The organism is Pseudoalteromonas aurantia (genome assembly GCF_005886875.1).
Classification (GTDB): Bacteria; Pseudomonadota; Gammaproteobacteria; order Enterobacterales; family Alteromonadaceae; genus Pseudoalteromonas; species Pseudoalteromonas aurantia_A.
Genome location: NZ_PNBY01000093.1, coordinates 26483 through 41902 on the forward strand (window position 1 = coordinate 26483; position 15420 = coordinate 41902).

The following is a 15420-nucleotide window of genomic DNA, read 5'->3' on the forward strand; positions in this document are numbered from 1 at the left end:
ATTACAGAGAGGAAAAAGCCATACTACTGTTAAAACTCTTCCCACTCTTCTGAACCATCAGATAGTTGATTTCCCATTGCAACAGAGCTGGCAGATGCAGAAGGGGCTGACAATTCCATACGCTCTGTAGGCTGCGGCGTGCGAGCTGCCAATGTTCGCTGTGCTTGGCTTGATTGCGCAGGTGACTCTGAATTCATGACCTGCATATTTTCACTTAATGAAAAGAAATTAAGTAACCGCTTCATATCGTTGGCCTGTTCTGACATGGACTCACCAGCAGCTGAGGCTTCTTCCACTAATGCAGCATTTTGCTGCGTCATTTCATCCATTTGCGACACAGCTTTATTTACTTGTTCAATTCCCGAACTTTGTTCAACTGACGCTTCAGCTATATCAGAAATCATTTGTGTCACATGTTTAACTGACGCCACAATATCTTTGAGTGTTTCGCCTGACTCATTCACTAAAATCGTGCCATCTTCTACTTTACCAACACTGTCACGGATCAAGTCTTTTATTTCTTTTGCGGCGCCAGCTGAACGCTGCGCAAGATTACGAACCTCACCTGCAACGACCGCAAAGCCACGCCCTTGCTCCCCTGCTCTTGCTGCCTCAACAGCTGCATTCAATGCTAGTAAATTAGTTTGAAAAGCAATTTCATCAATCACACCTATAATATCGGATATTTTTTTACTCGATTCATTAATGGCCGACATACTAGACACAGCTCTATTTACCACTTCCCCGCCTAGCATGGCTTTATCACAGGTTTCTTCAGCAAGTCCATTAGCAATTTTTGCATTATCTGCATTTTGCCTTACGGTACCTGTCATCTCTTCCATACTCGACGCTGTTTCTTCTAAAGACGAAGCTTGCTCTTCTGTTCTTTGACTTAGATCAGTATTTCCTTGTGATATTTCTTCAGCACCACTGGCCACCAAAGACGCTGACGAATTTATTCTATTGAGCACTTCGGTTAACTTGTTCGCCGTCGCATTCGCATCTTGTTTTAACTTATCAAATGCTCCCTGGTATTCGGTTTTAACCCTTCGAGTTAGGTCTCCGGTCGCAAATCCATCTAACATCTGTGCGGTATCAGACACAGCACCATCAACAATACTGACAAATTCGTTTAAGCCTTGTGTTAGGCGTAAGTAAAACCCGTCTTTATTAGCTTCTTGCAGTCGTACACTCAAATCACCTTGGCCTGCAGACATAACAAGCCCATTCACCTCAGACTCAATAGCGACTTCGGCGGTACGGTCTGACCACTCAACAACAGTGCCAATCCGCTCGCCGTCACCATCGATGATCGGATTGGCAACTAAACCAAATGTTCTGCCACCGACCAAGATCTCTGTTTTATATACCGATGTGAGTCGCTCTAACATACTGCGTTGATGTGACGGGTCTTTATGGAATATATCGATATTTGCGCCTAACAACGCTCGGCTATCAAAATGAGGTAAGTCTTTTTTTATGTCACTCTCTGCATTACTCATCATTTGCACAACCGACTTATTCATATACACAATGTTATGTTCATCATTCGCAATCATAATGTTGGTGGCAACATTATCAAGCGCACGTTTCACACGTAAATTCTCATTCACTTGTTCTTGCTCTTTTCGCGCCCTCACTAGTCGCTCGGTCTTATCATCCCATTCGACAACAGTCCCTAAGCGTTGATTATTGTCACCGTATACAGGAGTTGAGATGAGCCCGAACGTAAACCCAGCTACCTGAATATCAGTGTTGTATGTTTGGGTTAATTTAGCCAGCAAATGTCTTTGATGACTGGGGTTAACATGGAAAACATCAATACACTCTCCGATTAAGTTGTTTGCATCAAAGTTAGGGATTGACGTCTTAAGTTGCGCTTGATTTTTTCTGAGCATCTCTAATACAGAGTGATTAGCATATATAATGTTTAGATCCTCATCAGCTAGCATTACGTTTGTTTGGCATACATCTAATGCACTTAAAATTCTTGAGTTAAATTCAGCTAATTCCTGTCTCTTTATTTCTGCTTCTAGCCTACGACTAATATCTTTCCACTCTACTAGCGTATTAATTCGCTCATTGTCATCATTAAATACCGGCGTAGCGATTAACTCAAACGTTAACCCAGCCAATTTTATCGTTGTTGTGTATACCTCAGTTAAAGTGCTTAACAAGCCTCGTTGATGCGCTAGGTTTTTATGAAAAGCATCAATATTTTGACCAACCAGATCATCAACATTAAAACCTGGTAAATCTTCCCTCAGTTTAATTTGATTTTCTCTGAACATACAGGTCACAGAGTCATTCAAGTATGTAATATTCAAATCCGCATCGGCTACCATAATGTTTGCTTGGCACACCTGTAATGCACGAAGTAACCCATCTAGATGGCTTTGTTCGGAACAAGTTTGATTGTCAGATTGCATATACAAAGCTTGCTTTAGCTGCGGATAATAACTGAAATCTACCTGAGCTATCGCATCGAGTTCACTCACTTTAAGCTGTGGCATCAACAATTCAACACAATCTAATCTGGCGGCATAAAGATTTAAATTTTGCTTTAAATATAAAACCCCTAATAAGGTCACGACAATAGGCAATAACATAAGTAAGCTCGTGAGTAATGACAACTCAATACCAATAAACTTAAATGCCAAAGCAATACAGGTTACTTGAGCGATACCAACATAAATTAGCTTATTGCTTATCGCACTTTGTACGTTATAAGTACTCATATCTTCTCCAGTTTACCCATGATGCATATAATTTGCGCTTAAATCTAACACCCTAGCCAAATTTAATAACACGACCATTTTTTCACCCACATTCACCAGACCATGCACATACTGAGTATTATCTGAATCTTGAAAGTCGGGCACATCTTTTGCGGTTTCCTCAGAAATACTATAAACATCAGAAACAGCATCCACGACTAGCCCCATCACTTTATGCTGCTCTTTAATTTCCACAGACACAACTATCACAACCGTCAGAGGGCTGTAAGCGACACTATCAATACCAAACCTTAGCCGTAAATCCACAATCGGGACTATCGTGCCCCGTAAATTAATAGCGCCTTTAACAAATGGTGGTGCGTTCGGGATCACCGTGGCATCTTCCCACCCTCGAATCTCCTGCACAGCTAAAATATCCATGCCATATTCTTCACCAGCCATCATGAAAGTGAGGTATTGATTTTCGTCTTGCTGCCCACCTAATATCAATTGCTGATTTAGCTCCGCTTGCTTACTCATCATGCAACCTCTATCGCTTTAGCTTCAACTAACAGCTCTTGAGAGCCTGGGCGCTTGAGGCCACTGAGCTTTATAAGACCGCTTATATCAATGATCAACGATACCCGCCCATCACCCAAAATCGTCGCGCCAGAAATGCCATCCACCTTTTGATAATTCGCTTCCAAGCTTTTGATCACTACTTGCTGCTGTGCCAGTAAATCATCAACCAGTAAACCAACTTTATGATTATCACTTTCGACAACCACTAGCAGCGTTTTGTCGAGCTCTTCTATTGCTCCTTGGTGGGTAAAGATGTCGTAAAGTCTTAAGATAGGAATATATTCATCTCGCAGCCGCAGCACATCTAGGTCTTTGCCTACTCTACTCACTTTAGTAATATCAATCTGTAACGATTCGACAATTGAAATCAAAGGAATAATATAGGTATGCTGCGCAACTTTAACTAATTGACCATCCAGTATTGCTAGTGTTAATGGCAAACGAATAGTAAATGTAGAGCCAACCCCAGGTGCAGACGACACCTCCACCGAACCGTTTAGTGCCTGAATATTACGTCGTACAACGTCCATCCCTACGCCACGCCCTGAAATATCACTCACTTCATCAGCGGTTGAAAAGCCTGGCATAAAAATAAGCTCATTGATTTCATCGGCTGTTAGTTCATCCTCAGGTTGTACCAACCCATTAGCAATGGCTTTTTCTTTTATTCTCTGTGTATTGAGCCCTTGTCCATCATCCATAATTTCAATCACAATGTTGCCACCTTGATGAAAAGCGTTAAGCGTAACAATACCCACAGGGTCTTTACCTGCAGCAACACGCTCTTCCGGAGTTTCTAAACCATGATCCAATGAGTTCCTGACCAAATGAACCATAGGATCTGAAATTTTCTCCATCACGGTTTTATCTAACTCGGTTTGCTCTCCAGCTAGTTTAAGTTCAACTTGCTTATTTAACTTCTGTGATATGTCTCTCACTAACCTTGGGAATCGACTAAATACAAAACTGATAGGGAGCATTCTGATCCGCATGACATTTTCTTGTAAATCTCGCGTATTATGTGCCAACTGCGCAAGCCCTTCTTGTAAAGAAGTAATTGTAGTTTCGCTTATCTCCTGCTCGCCAATTTGACTAAGCATTGCTTGCGTTATGACCAGCTCGCCAACCATATTGATCAAAGAGTCAACTTTATCAATTCCAACCCGAATTGATGTTGTGCTTTGCTCAGCAGGCTTTTTAGTTTCGACTTTTTTTGCAGAGGTTGCTGCCTTTGTAGCAGGTGAGGAAGAAGACACGCTAACCGCCGCATTAGCGCTTGAACTATCTTCAGTTAAATTTATACCACTGCGCCCTTCAGATTCAAACAGCCCGCCACACACTGTAATTTCAATATGAGCATCATCTTCTACCCATTCAAATATTTCTTTGATTGCGCTTTCAGAGCGAGCTGTTGTTAAGAAAAACCGCCAACTTAAAAAGCACTCATCTGGACTTAAATTTTCAAAGTCAGGGATCGCATCATAAAATACATTGGTTTCTAATTCACCAAGCTCTAACAATTCACTGATCATATAGAGTGGTTCGTTACCCGTTTTAAATAAATGGGGATGGGGTTTAAAATCGATTTGAAAGGTAGACTCGCTTTCTACTTGCACAGTTTCTTGTATATTTTGACTTTCAGAACCTTCACTCATACCAAGAATAACTTCAAACCTTTGCCGCAAATCATTCGCATCGCCCAGATCTGGTGTCTGTTCTACTTGAAGTGCACTTAAGAGGGCTCGTAAACAATCAACTGACTTCAATAATAAATTAACATGTTCTGCTGTAAGCTGACGCTGCCCGTCTCTTATCTGATCTAATAACGTCTCAAGCACATGCGTAAAATCGGAAACGGACGTAAAACCAAATGTACCACTACCGCCTTTAATGGAATGCGCAGCTCTGAAAATGGTATTGATTGTTTCCGAATCTTCGGTCCCCGGCTCTAAGTTCAGCAGCTCAGCTTCCATTACGTCTAATCCTTCAAAGCTCTCCTCAAAGAAAACCTCAAAAAATTGGCTTAAATCAATACTCATAAGGCACTCCTAGATCAACGAATAACCTTTTTCAACACGGCGAGCAACTGCTCAGGATTAAAGGGTTTAACAATCCAACCCGTTGCGCCTGCGGCTTTGCCTTCGGTTTTTTTATCTAAACCAGATTCAGTCGTCAGCATCAATAATGGGGTAAACTTATAATTAGGTAATGAACGCAATTCGCGTATCAGTGTAATCCCATCCATCACTGGCATATTTATATCAGAAATGACTGCATCAAACCCTTGCTGTTTTGCAATTGCCAATGCCTCACTGCCATCCTTTGCCTCAGTGACATCAAACCCTGCCTTTTTTAATGTAAACCCGACCATTTGTCGCATAGATGCTGAATCGTCTACAGCCAAAATCTTTTTCATACAGACCTCTTAATTAACGCTATCTAGGGCTAAGAACTTTACTAGACCTAACTCATCAACCGCATTACGAAACGCAGTACTTTGCCCATGCCAAACTATTTGATGATTAATACTCAGAAGATGCTTTTGTAATGCGCATAGCAATTGTATTGAGGCAGTATCTGCTCTACTTACCTCTGATATGTCAATACAAATATCATGCTCCACATGAAGTTCTTGACGAAGCTGTTGATGTAAATCTTCAACTTGACTGATTGTCAATTCGGGTGAAAGCTTTAACATGTGCGTAGCACTGTCCTTGTAAATTTTATCTTTATAAATTTAGCTTAGACGTAGATATAAAAAATGCCATTAAACTTAAGACAAAAAAGGTAAAAATAATTAGCGTGTTAGAGGTTAATTCTAAAGGTAATAACTAGCTCATCTAAAGTGTTAATACTATTAAGCGGTTCACTAAATTGCGATTATTTTAAAATCACGTACCAAGGTAGTAATGTCGATTAGCGGAATTTCATTTACCGTATATTTTGCTTTAAAGATTGCAGCCAATTCACCTCGAGGGTTAATTAAAGCCACAGAAGCGCTATGGTCAACATAATACTCTTGCTCCGTACTGTTATTAATTGCATATATCAGTCCAATATCTCGGACAAATGGAAATAACTGAGCATGTGGACCACTTAATGCTTTAAACTCATGATTAAAATAATTGATGTACGCGTGACGTTTAGCGGGTGTATCTCGTTGCGGATCAACAGACACAAACCATACTGATATTGGGTAGTCTTTTTCGAGTTGCTGATAAACTTGTGATAGTTTAACCAATGTCATCGGGCATATATCAGGGCAACTGGTGTAACCTAAAAAAAGAAGCGTCCACTGGTCATGTAAGCTTTTTTCAGTCGTTATCTGGCCATTTTCATCATTTAATGCAAACGGCTTAATTATTTTAGGATTTTGATACTGTACCACTAGATCCGATATTTGCGGCTCTTCAGCGCACCCTAGCATCAAGTACATAATAGAAATCAATAAAAAAGAGCGCATTAAACAATCCATTTATCAGCAAAAAGAGCGATAAAGAGTAACAGTAAATGGCTAATTGAAAAACGAAAAAGTGCCATTGCTTTTTCATCAGAAGGCCAAAAGTACAAACTTAGGCTCTTTGTGATAAACCAAATATTCAAAATGCTTGAACACACTAAATAAAACAAACCTGACATTGATATCAGATAAGGCACAACACAAATGAGAGCCAAAATAACGGTATACACAATCATGCAAATCTGAGTAAACTCGATACCATGTGTCACTGGTAGCATCGGAACATTGGCGCGTTTGTAGTCGTTTCGACGAGCAATGGCTAGCGCCCAAAAATGAGGGGGGGTCCAAGCAAAAATCATCATCACCAATAATAGTGGTTCGGCATCAAGTTGACCTGTTTCACTCACCCAACCCAATAATGGCGGCATAGCGCCAGCTAACCCACCAATAACAATATTTTGTGGCGTTGCTCGTTTAAGGAATAATGTATAAACAACCGCATACCCAAGTAATGCCATAAAAGTAAGTACAGTACATAAAACATTACTCCAAACAAGCAATACTGATATGCCTGCCACCGTCAACACACACGCAAACTCCAAAGCATGCCTCACTGATAAACGCTCGGTTGCTAAAGGTCGATGTCGTGTTCGCGCCATTTTTTGATCTATCTCTCTATCGACCACATGATTAATCGCCGCTGCTGCTGCTGCCAAACTCCCAATTCCAATCAAACTCATAATCTGCGCAAACCATGTTCTTTCAGTCTCTGGCGCAAGCGCTATACCAACCCAAGCGGTGATCACCAGCATTAACACTACTTTTGCTTTGCAAATAGCAATATAGTTACGCGCTATACTCCATAAAGAAACAGGGACAATGTGATTTATTGATAGTGTTTTCATAGAGCCACCTGACATCGATATTTTATTAAAAAGCAAAGTCTAACCATACTTACCAATAGCATCGCGGCCATAAAATTGTGAAAAAGGGTTAATAACAAAGGAAATTTTAAATGCACAATGGCTGAGCCAACAGTTAATTGAATGAGCAAGAGGATAACCACCCATAACACTGCAATTTTAAACGTTTTACTCACTGCGACTCGATAGAGCTTCCATGCCATTGCAAAAATGGCTAACGCAGTAACAAGTGCCCACAGCCTATGAACAAAGTGTATCGACAGCCTAGTATCAAATGGTAGTACGCCATATTCATAGTTTTCTTTACCCAGAGGTAAATGAAACAAGCTCTCTAAAGAAAACAGCTCTATATTGTTGCACACTGGAAGTCCTGTGCAGTGGGGAGCAGCATAATTCGCGGCAACCCACCCTCCAAACGCAATTTGTATACTCAAGATCACCAATACCCCAAGCGTCAAATTAAAATAGTGAGATACTCTATCTTCAAGCGGTTCTTGGCTATTCGTCACTCTAAAATACACTAATGACAAGATTGCTAAGATACTAAAGCCACCGAGTAAGTGCCCCATTACAACGAACGGCTGTAAATTCAATGTCACAGTCCACATACCTAAAGCGCCCTGAAGCACAATCAATACAGCAAGCAGAGCCACCAGCTTCACAGGTAACACACTCTGCTTTTTATTACGTACAGCAATAATACAAAGAAACGCGATGAGTAATCCCAAACAACCAGCAAAATAGCGATGTACCATTTCTATCCATGCTTTCTTTGGCTCTAATTGGCTATTGGGAAACAATGACTCAGCAAGTAAAACATCTGTCGCATGAGTAGGCACCGTGATAAAACCATAACAACCTGGCCAATCAGGGCAACCAAGTCCTGAGTTGCTCAAACGTGTATATGCGCCTAAAGTGACCACAAGTGCAGCAAGTAAACAACTAAACAATGCAATTCTTTTATAGTTCATCACCCAGCCCCTTAGCTACTACGCGCATAGTTAAGTAATTTCTTTAAATCTTTCAGCATTCCCTTGTGACGCATTCTATTTTCCTGAACATCCAAGCTCGGTTGGTATTCAAGTACGACTAATCCTCTATGATCAATCAAATATAAATTACCTGGTTCTAAGTTCTGCTGATTTGGATAGCTCACCGCCTTGCCAACCTTAAAATCCCTACCAAATACAGCTAAATTGACACGCTGTTGGTTCTTTCCTAAAGCAGTATGGATATTAGATAAATCGTTCAACTGCCGCTCACAAGGCGCTTGACAATGAACAGGGGCATTTAAAGCAATTGTCCACAAAACACCAGGCGCTTGCTGCCAATCAGAAATCGTAATTTCTTCATCAACAAACTTACCGCTATTTGTTGCACTTTGCGGTAACCAATTAAAAGAAAGCGCAGTGTATGCAAGTATTAGAGGTACCCCACAACACAAGAGGAATAACCACATAGGTTTGTTTTTCATCATCACTACAGCTCCTTTCTTTGGTATAAAAAGTACCCTATAACTGCCGCCGATAGTCCTATGAGTAACCACTGTAATGCATAGGCGCGATGCTTTTGCGGCGACATAACAACGGCTTTGTAATGGGGCACTGCCACAGTTATCGTGTTACCGAGTTGATAAGTCACAAACGGATAAATTGTAAGACCCGTTAGTGTTGTAAAGTAGGATAAATCTAAGTATTGCAGCAGATTATGAGAGTTAGCATTCATTGCTGGCTGAGAGGCTAGTGTGAACCCCTTAATATCTTTACTTTTGATTTGTAGCTCAAGCTCAACGTCTTCTTCAGGCAAGCGTATACTCGGTAGCGTTCGGAGTGCTGGTGCAGCGATAAAGCCTAAATTCACCAACAGTACGTCATCTAAATGATTTGCTTGAAACAAGGTGATCAGGTCATATCCCGGTCTCCCTTCAACTATTTTATTATCTAAAAACCATACTTGATCAGTCAGAAAAGCCCCTGACACTTTGAACTTAGCGCTATGGATAGTTTCGATTGAATCAGCAAATACCGACTCTAGGCTTGCCGTCTCTTGCGTCAAAATAACCCCTTCTTGACCGAGCAAAAGTGCTTTATTCTCAGCTCGTTGCCATTGCCACATAGCCAATGATAAACACACCACGACAATGACAAAAACAGTCGCAGTTGCCAAAAGTGAACTAAGCTTGTATTTACTTACTTCTCGCATAGAGGCTCCTAAAATGTTGGTCAAATTTATTATCGTTTTTTTATTATTATTTATCTTATTCAACTTATTTAGAGCGCTTTACTTAATGGTATCTAATAACCAATCGGGCAAACCAATGTCGCATTATTTAGGCCGAAGAGTGCTTTACTCAGCCTTAGTCATTGCGCTCATTTTAACCAGTGCATTTTTCGGATTTATTCCTCTCAATAGTAATCCCGTCATTACAGAACATACACAAATACAAACAAACATAGCCATACAACGTCTACAAAGTGCCAATACCAAGCAGCCGCTTGAAAAGCAAAATGCTGCTTTGAATCCAAATGCCCCTTGAAAATGCGCAAGAGAACAATAAGTAGCATTAGGGTTCCGAGCGTTACATGCAAGCCATGAAAACCCGTTAGTAAATAAAAGGTATTACCATAGAGGCCTGACTGTAATGTTAAATTTAAATCGTTGTAGGCATGTCTGTATTCTTCAACCTGCAAACCCAAAAACACCGCCCCCAATAAGACCGTTAGGCTTAAAAAGATTTTCAGCTTTAAACGTTCATCACGCTCCATAGCCACATGTGCAAAATGCATTGTCACTGAAGACGTTAATAAAATAATGGTATTAATTAGCGGTAACCCCTGCCATCCCATAGCATTAGTCGTTTCACCGCTAGGCGTTGTCAAAAGAGGCCAAACAGCTTCAAAATTTGGCCATAGCACTTCGTAAGTCATAGCATTATTACTAGCACCACCTAACCATGGCACCGATAGCACCCGGGCGTAAAATAGCGCGCCAAAAAATGCCAAAAAAAACATAACCTCAGAAAAAATAAACCAACTCATGCCTTGTCGAAATGAGCGATCCATTTGCGCTGAATACAACCCTTTTTGAGACTCTTCAATCACATGTTTAAACCAACCAAATAACATGTATATCAAAATACCAATACCACCATACAAAATGTAACTGCCACTTGAAGCTGTAGAATCAATTTGCATTACCGTTAAGCCCGCTCCTACTGCAATGAAAAACATGGCGACTGCGCCTATGATTGGCCATTGACTCTGCTCTGGCACAAAGTAGTTTTCATATTTTTGTTCCACGACTTTCTCCTAACTAGCCCCGATGTGTACGGTAGCAGCATTTATATTGGCATTTACTGAATCACTGATATCGAATACGGTATATGACAGGGTTAATTCTTTAACATCAGTAGGCAGCTCAGTATCTACATAAAACAATAACTTGAATTCAAGTTGTTCACTGGGAGCAAATGCTTGTTTATCAAAACAAAAACAAGCCATTTTATGTAAATACTTAGCAGCTTTCCCTGGTGATACCGACGGGACAGCTTGCATCACTCGCGCACTATCACTTAAATTTTGAGCAAAAAATGTGACTTCTGTCATTTCACCCGGTTTCACTTGCACCATGTATTGCTTCGATTTCACAGCAAAAGGGGCACTTTGTTGAGCGTGAGTTGTAAAACTCACATCAATCGTTCTTGAATTAATAATTGCTTGGCTTTGTTCGGCCGCTTCCATGCTTGGTTTACCATTAAGTCCTGTTACATCACAAAAAACGTCGTAAAGGGGTACTAATGCGAAAGCAAAAGCAAACATTGCGAGAGCACTCAATAGTAACTTCTTTAATAACGCATGATGTTCCATTACTTAACCTCTGGTGGTGTGCTAAACGTATGATACGGCGCAGGAGAGGAGACTTCCCACTCTAGACCTTCAGCTCCATCCCAAACCTTGTTAGGAACCGATTCACCACCACGGGCACATTTATAAACCACCGCCACAAATAACAACTGCGATAACCCAAAAGCAAAACCGCCAATACTGATAATTGCGTTAAAATCAGCAAACTGCAAAGCATAATCAGGAATTCGGCGCGGCATGCCTGCAAGGCCAACAAAGTGCATAGGAAAAAATAAAATATTCACACTCACTAGCGACAACCAAAAGTGCCATTTAGCCAAAGTAATATCAAACATATGCCCAGTCCATTTAGGCAGCCAATAATAAGCACCGGCCATAATTGAAAAGACAGCGCCAGTAACCAAAACATAATGAAAGTGTGCCACAACGAAATACGTGTCATGATATTGGAAATCAGCAGGTGTAATAGCCAACATCAATCCAGAAAAGCCGCCTAGGGTGAACAACACAATAAAAGCGATAGAAAACAACATGGGGATCTCAAAGGTGATGGAGCCTCGCCACATCGTTGCCACCCAGTTAAAGACTTTGACTCCAGTAGGCACCGATATCAGCATCGTCGCATACATAAAAAAGAGTTCACCAGCCAATGGCATTCCCGTCGTAAACATATGATGTGCCCATACAACGAAAGACAACAATGCAATCGAAGAGGTGGCATAGACCATAGATGCATAGCCAAATAGTTTTTTGCGAGAAAAGGTAGGGACAATAGTTGAAATGATACCAAAAGCCGGCAAAATCATGATGTACACCTCTGGATGTCCGAAGAACCAAAATATATGTTGAAACATAACGGGGTCTCCCCCTCCAGCGGCATCGAAAAAGCTAGTGCCAAAATATTTATCAGTTAATACCATCGTCACCGCGCCGGCCAGGACAGGCATAACGGCAATCAATAAAAACGCAGTGATCAACCACGTCCATACAAACAACGGCAGTTTCATCCAAGTCATGCCCGGCGCCCTAAGATTCACTATGGTTACAATCACGTTAATTGCACCCATTATTGAACTGATCCCCATAATATGGACTGCAAATACAAATAAGGCAGTATTATCGTTACTATAAGTAGTGGATAAAGGTGCATAAAATGTCCAGCCAAAAGCAGGACCCCCTCCTTCCATGAATAACGACATGAGCAAGATTGAAAACGCGAATGGTAAAATCCAAAAACTCCAATTGTTCATTCTAGGCAACGCCATATCTGGTGCTCCTATCATCATAGGTATCATCCAGTTAGCCAGCCCAGTGAAGGCTGGCATAACAGCACCAAAAACCATGATTAAGCCATGTACAGTTGTCATCTGATTGAAGAAGTGCGGATCGACTAACTGTAGCCCGGGCTGAAATAACTCTGCGCGGATCACCATCGCCATAGCACCGCCAACAATAAACATAGTTAAAGAAAATATTAAGTACAGTGAACCGATGTCTTTATGATTTGTTGTATATAACCAGCGCTTGAACCCTTTCGGAGTATGATGATGTTCGGGATTTTGTTCTTGAGAATCAACCAATGTACTCATTGCTCTTTCTCCTTATTAGCGTCTACTTCTGCTTGTATTTGACTTGGTTGAATTACTTCACCTGTATTATTACCCCAGCTATTACGCTTGTAGGTGATCACACCGGCAATTTGTTTAATTGACAGCTGTTTGCCAAAGGCTTGCATCGCAGTCCCGGGCCGACCATTCAGCAAAATGTCAATGTGTGGCTTCAAATCACCTTGAACCAACGCACTCCCCTTCATCGCAGGGAACACGCCTGGTAAGCCTAGCCCTGTAGGCTGATGACATGCTGCGCAATACCCCATATAAACCTGTTCACCTACAGCCATTAACTCCTCTTTAGTCAATGTTTTGTCTAATAATGCAGCACTGGCTTCTGCCTGCTGTTGCTTTTCCTTTTTAGCCTCAGTAAGCCATAATTCAAATTCCTCTGGTGATCTGGCATCAACAACAATCGGCATAAAACCATGATCTTTTCCACATAATTCAGCACACTGACCGCGGTAAATGCCAACTTCATTAACTTTGGTCCAAGCCTCATTAATGAAGCCAGGATTAGCATCTTTTTTAACAGCAAAATCAGGCACCCACCATGAATGAATTACATCATCTGATGTCATCAAAAACCGCACCTTTTTTCCAGTCGGAATAACCAATGCCCTATCCACTTCGAGTAAATAATGCTCACCTTTCTCTGCTTGATCGTTCATTTGTTCACGGGGTGTCGACAGTACAGAATAAAAATCTACATCATGTGACATATATTCATAGTGCCACTTCCATTGTGACCCAGTCACTTTGATAGTGAGATCTGCCTTGCTTGCATCTTCCATCGCAATTAATGTCTTCGTTGCAGGAATAGCCATAACGACTAGAATGATGAATGGAATCGCCGTCCACAGAATTTCTACTTTCGTACTTTCGTGAAATTGGGCAGCAATCGCGCCCTTTGATTTGCGGTGGTGAATAAGCGCCCAAAACATCACCGCGAAAACGATGACTCCAATGACACAACAAATCAGAAATATCGTCATATGGAGTTGGTAGACATTTTGACTAATGTCTGTAACTCCTTTACGCATATTGTAATCGCTGTTACTTGCTGCCCCAAAAGACATAAACAAGACAAATAAGCTTACAACAGCATGGTATGCTTTCATGTGACGCCCCTTTATTTTGCGCTAGCAAATGACCCTTTCACTAAAATTACGCATCATGTTTTTATTATCGGATAACTGTCATGAGCTACGACCTTAGTCGAACACTACACTGCGTGACTATTAACCAATTAGTCAATAATTGAATAATTAGCAAGTTTTGAGGTATTTTTAAACGAATTGGGAGGAAGTTCTTGAATTTAGATAAGTGAATTTAGGTATGTTAAAAGTGAAAAGGGCAAATTCATGTGTGAACTTGCTCTTTAACTATATGAAGTTGTGCATGATCAGGATAATTACATCCAGTCACCATTTCTGATAACACCAACAGCTAAGCCTTCTATAGCAAACGATTCATGTTCTAAGTCTACTTCGATCGCTGAAAACTCTTCATTTTCGGCATGCAGAAAAACCCGCTTACCAGCTTTTTCTAGCCGTTTAACGGTGACATCTTCTTCGACACGGGCAACAACAACTTGCCCATTTTCTGCGACTTGAGTACGGTGTACAGCTAACAAATCTCCATCAATGATACCAATATCTCTCATACTCATACCGTTTACACGTAATAGGTAATCAGCAGCAGGTTTGAATAATGAAGCATCTACCTGACAGTGGCTTTCAATATGTTGCTCAGCCAAAATAGGCTCGCCAGCAGCCACGCGACCAATTAAAGGTAAGCCTAATTGTTCGGGTTCTTCTTCTGCAGGTAAACGGATCCCTCTGCTAGCACCAGGTACCATCTCGATCACACCTTTTTTTGCCAATGCTTTCAAGTGCTCTTCAGCTGCATTAGCACTTTTAAACCCTAGCGCATCCGCAATTTCTGCTCGCGTTGGGGGCATACCCGTATCTTTAATAAAAACTTTAACTAGTTCAAATACTTGTTCTTGTCGTTTTGTCAGAGGTCGCATACAACTGGTTTTCCATACAGTACATTTACTGTGAGTATATACAGTTACATAAAAATCGCAAACCTTTCACACATAAAACTATGATTGTTAATTAAAGTATGAGTATTATAGATCCTGACCTACGTCAGGAGGACAGATGTGTGAGACTCCTCTCCCTGAACTGGTTTCAGGGTCCATGGCTTTTCACTGCCTTTTCATCCCAAATTCCTTTTCCTAAACCCCAAAAAGCAAAA

The 15420-nt window shown here is 41.0% G+C and carries 16 protein-coding genes; 1 reads left to right on the forward strand and 15 read right to left on the reverse strand.

Annotated features, from left to right (window positions below):
* Positions 1-29 precede the first annotated feature (29 nt).
* From CWC18_RS17210 to CWC18_RS17255, 10 genes are all read right to left on the reverse strand, one after another.
* The gene (locus CWC18_RS17210) at positions 30-2738 is read right to left on the reverse strand and encodes a methyl-accepting chemotaxis protein (RefSeq protein WP_138675777.1); all 2709 of its coding nucleotides are present in this window, start codon (positions 2736-2738) and stop codon (positions 30-32) included.
* Between the two features lie 12 nt (positions 2739-2750).
* Positions 2751-3260, reverse strand: coding sequence for a chemotaxis protein CheW (locus CWC18_RS17215; protein WP_138591897.1), 510 nt, complete (start codon positions 3258-3260; stop codon positions 2751-2753).
* Complete coding sequence (locus tag CWC18_RS17220) at positions 3257-5338, reverse strand: chemotaxis protein CheA (protein WP_138591898.1); 2082 nt, start codon at positions 5336-5338, stop codon at positions 3257-3259. The genes CWC18_RS17215 and CWC18_RS17220 overlap by 4 nt, the downstream gene beginning before the upstream one ends.
* Positions 5339-5352: 14 nt before the next feature.
* Complete coding sequence (locus CWC18_RS17225; protein WP_138591899.1) at positions 5353-5715, reverse strand: response regulator; 363 nt, start codon at positions 5713-5715, stop codon at positions 5353-5355.
* 9 nt (positions 5716-5724) lie between these two features.
* Positions 5725-5997 (reverse strand): STAS domain-containing protein, encoded by a 273-nt coding sequence (locus CWC18_RS17230; protein ID WP_138591900.1) that lies wholly within the window; start codon positions 5995-5997, stop codon positions 5725-5727.
* A 171-nt stretch (positions 5998-6168) separates the two neighbouring features.
* Positions 6169-6762, reverse strand: coding sequence for an SCO family protein (locus CWC18_RS17235; RefSeq protein ID WP_138591901.1), 594 nt, complete (start codon positions 6760-6762; stop codon positions 6169-6171).
* Positions 6762-7664 (reverse strand): heme o synthase, encoded by a 903-nt coding sequence (gene cyoE, locus CWC18_RS17240; RefSeq protein ID WP_138675778.1) that lies wholly within the window; start codon positions 7662-7664, stop codon positions 6762-6764. The genes CWC18_RS17235 and cyoE overlap by 1 nt, the downstream gene beginning before the upstream one ends.
* Positions 7661-8653, reverse strand: a complete 993-nt coding sequence (locus CWC18_RS17245) for a COX15/CtaA family protein (RefSeq protein ID WP_138675779.1) — start codon at positions 8651-8653, stop codon at positions 7661-7663. The genes cyoE and CWC18_RS17245 overlap by 4 nt, the downstream gene beginning before the upstream one ends.
* Before the next feature lie 11 nt (positions 8654-8664).
* Complete coding sequence (locus CWC18_RS17250) at positions 8665-9156, reverse strand: transmembrane cytochrome oxidase associated protein (protein WP_138591913.1); 492 nt, start codon at positions 9154-9156, stop codon at positions 8665-8667.
* Between the two features lie 5 nt (positions 9157-9161).
* Complete coding sequence (locus tag CWC18_RS17255; RefSeq protein WP_138675780.1) at positions 9162-9884, reverse strand: SURF1 family protein; 723 nt, start codon at positions 9882-9884, stop codon at positions 9162-9164.
* 13 nt (positions 9885-9897) lie between these two features.
* Here CWC18_RS17255 and CWC18_RS17260 point away from each other — a divergent pair, with 13 nt between their 5' ends.
* Positions 9898-10218: a DUF2909 domain-containing protein gene (locus CWC18_RS17260; RefSeq protein WP_138591905.1), complete on the forward strand. Its 321-nt coding sequence runs from the start codon at positions 9898-9900 to the stop codon at positions 10216-10218.
* Here CWC18_RS17260 and CWC18_RS17265 read toward each other — a convergent pair.
* The 5 genes from CWC18_RS17265 to lexA form a co-directional block, all read right to left on the reverse strand.
* A complete protein-coding gene (locus tag CWC18_RS17265; RefSeq protein ID WP_138675781.1) occupies positions 10106-10981 on the reverse strand; it encodes a cytochrome c oxidase subunit 3 in 876 nt (291 codons plus the stop codon). The two genes, CWC18_RS17260 and CWC18_RS17265, sit on opposite strands and share 113 nt — an antisense overlap.
* A 9-nt stretch (positions 10982-10990) precedes the next feature.
* The gene (locus CWC18_RS17270; RefSeq protein ID WP_138675782.1) at positions 10991-11548 is read right to left on the reverse strand and encodes a cytochrome c oxidase assembly protein; all 558 of its coding nucleotides are present in this window, start codon (positions 11546-11548) and stop codon (positions 10991-10993) included.
* Positions 11548-13134: a cytochrome c oxidase subunit I gene (ctaD, locus tag CWC18_RS17275; protein WP_138591908.1), complete on the reverse strand. Its 1587-nt coding sequence runs from the start codon at positions 13132-13134 to the stop codon at positions 11548-11550. The genes CWC18_RS17270 and ctaD overlap by 1 nt, the downstream gene beginning before the upstream one ends.
* The gene (gene coxB, locus CWC18_RS17280) at positions 13131-14234 is read right to left on the reverse strand and encodes a cytochrome c oxidase subunit II (protein WP_432760758.1); all 1104 of its coding nucleotides are present in this window, start codon (positions 14232-14234) and stop codon (positions 13131-13133) included. Before coxB ends, ctaD begins: the two co-directional genes overlap by 4 nt.
* A gap of 335 nt (positions 14235-14569) precedes the next feature.
* Complete coding sequence (lexA, locus tag CWC18_RS17285; protein ID WP_138591910.1) at positions 14570-15187, reverse strand: transcriptional repressor LexA; 618 nt, start codon at positions 15185-15187, stop codon at positions 14570-14572.
* Positions 15188-15420: the final 233 nt, after the last annotated feature.

Excerpts from the sequence above, each read along its gene's own strand:
- CWC18_RS17210 (WP_138675777.1), bottom strand. The coding sequence starts at position 2,738 with ATGAGTACTTATAACGTACAAAGTGCGATAAGCAATAAGCTAATTTAT.
- CWC18_RS17215 (WP_138591897.1), bottom strand. The coding sequence starts at position 3,260 with ATGATGAGTAAGCAAGCGGAGCTAAATCAGCAATTGATATTAGGTGGG.
- CWC18_RS17220 (WP_138591898.1), bottom strand. The coding sequence starts at position 5,338 with ATGAGTATTGATTTAAGCCAATTTTTTGAGGTTTTCTTTGAGGAGAGC.
- CWC18_RS17225 (WP_138591899.1), bottom strand. The coding sequence starts at position 5,715 with ATGAAAAAGATTTTGGCTGTAGACGATTCAGCATCTATGCGACAAATG.
- CWC18_RS17230 (WP_138591900.1), bottom strand. The coding sequence starts at position 5,997 with ATGTTAAAGCTTTCACCCGAATTGACAATCAGTCAAGTTGAAGATTTA.
- CWC18_RS17235 (WP_138591901.1), bottom strand. The coding sequence starts at position 6,762 with ATGCGCTCTTTTTTATTGATTTCTATTATGTACTTGATGCTAGGGTGC.
- cyoE (WP_138675778.1), bottom strand. The coding sequence starts at position 7,664 with ATGAAAACACTATCAATAAATCACATTGTCCCTGTTTCTTTATGGAGT.
- CWC18_RS17245 (WP_138675779.1), bottom strand. The coding sequence starts at position 8,653 with ATGAACTATAAAAGAATTGCATTGTTTAGTTGTTTACTTGCTGCACTT.
- CWC18_RS17250 (WP_138591913.1), bottom strand. The coding sequence starts at position 9,156 with ATGAAAAACAAACCTATGTGGTTATTCCTCTTGTGTTGTGGGGTACCT.
- CWC18_RS17255 (WP_138675780.1), bottom strand. The coding sequence starts at position 9,884 with ATGCGAGAAGTAAGTAAATACAAGCTTAGTTCACTTTTGGCAACTGCG.
- CWC18_RS17260 (WP_138591905.1), top strand. The coding sequence starts at position 9,898 with ATGTTGGTCAAATTTATTATCGTTTTTTTATTATTATTTATCTTATTC.
- CWC18_RS17270 (WP_138675782.1), bottom strand. The coding sequence starts at position 11,548 with ATGGAACATCATGCGTTATTAAAGAAGTTACTATTGAGTGCTCTCGCA.
- ctaD (WP_138591908.1), bottom strand. The coding sequence starts at position 13,134 with ATGAGTACATTGGTTGATTCTCAAGAACAAAATCCCGAACATCATCAT.
- coxB (WP_432760758.1), bottom strand. The coding sequence starts at position 14,234 with ATGTCTTTTGGGGCAGCAAGTAACAGCGATTACAATATGCGTAAAGGA.
- lexA (WP_138591910.1), bottom strand. The coding sequence starts at position 15,187 with ATGCGACCTCTGACAAAACGACAAGAACAAGTATTTGAACTAGTTAAA.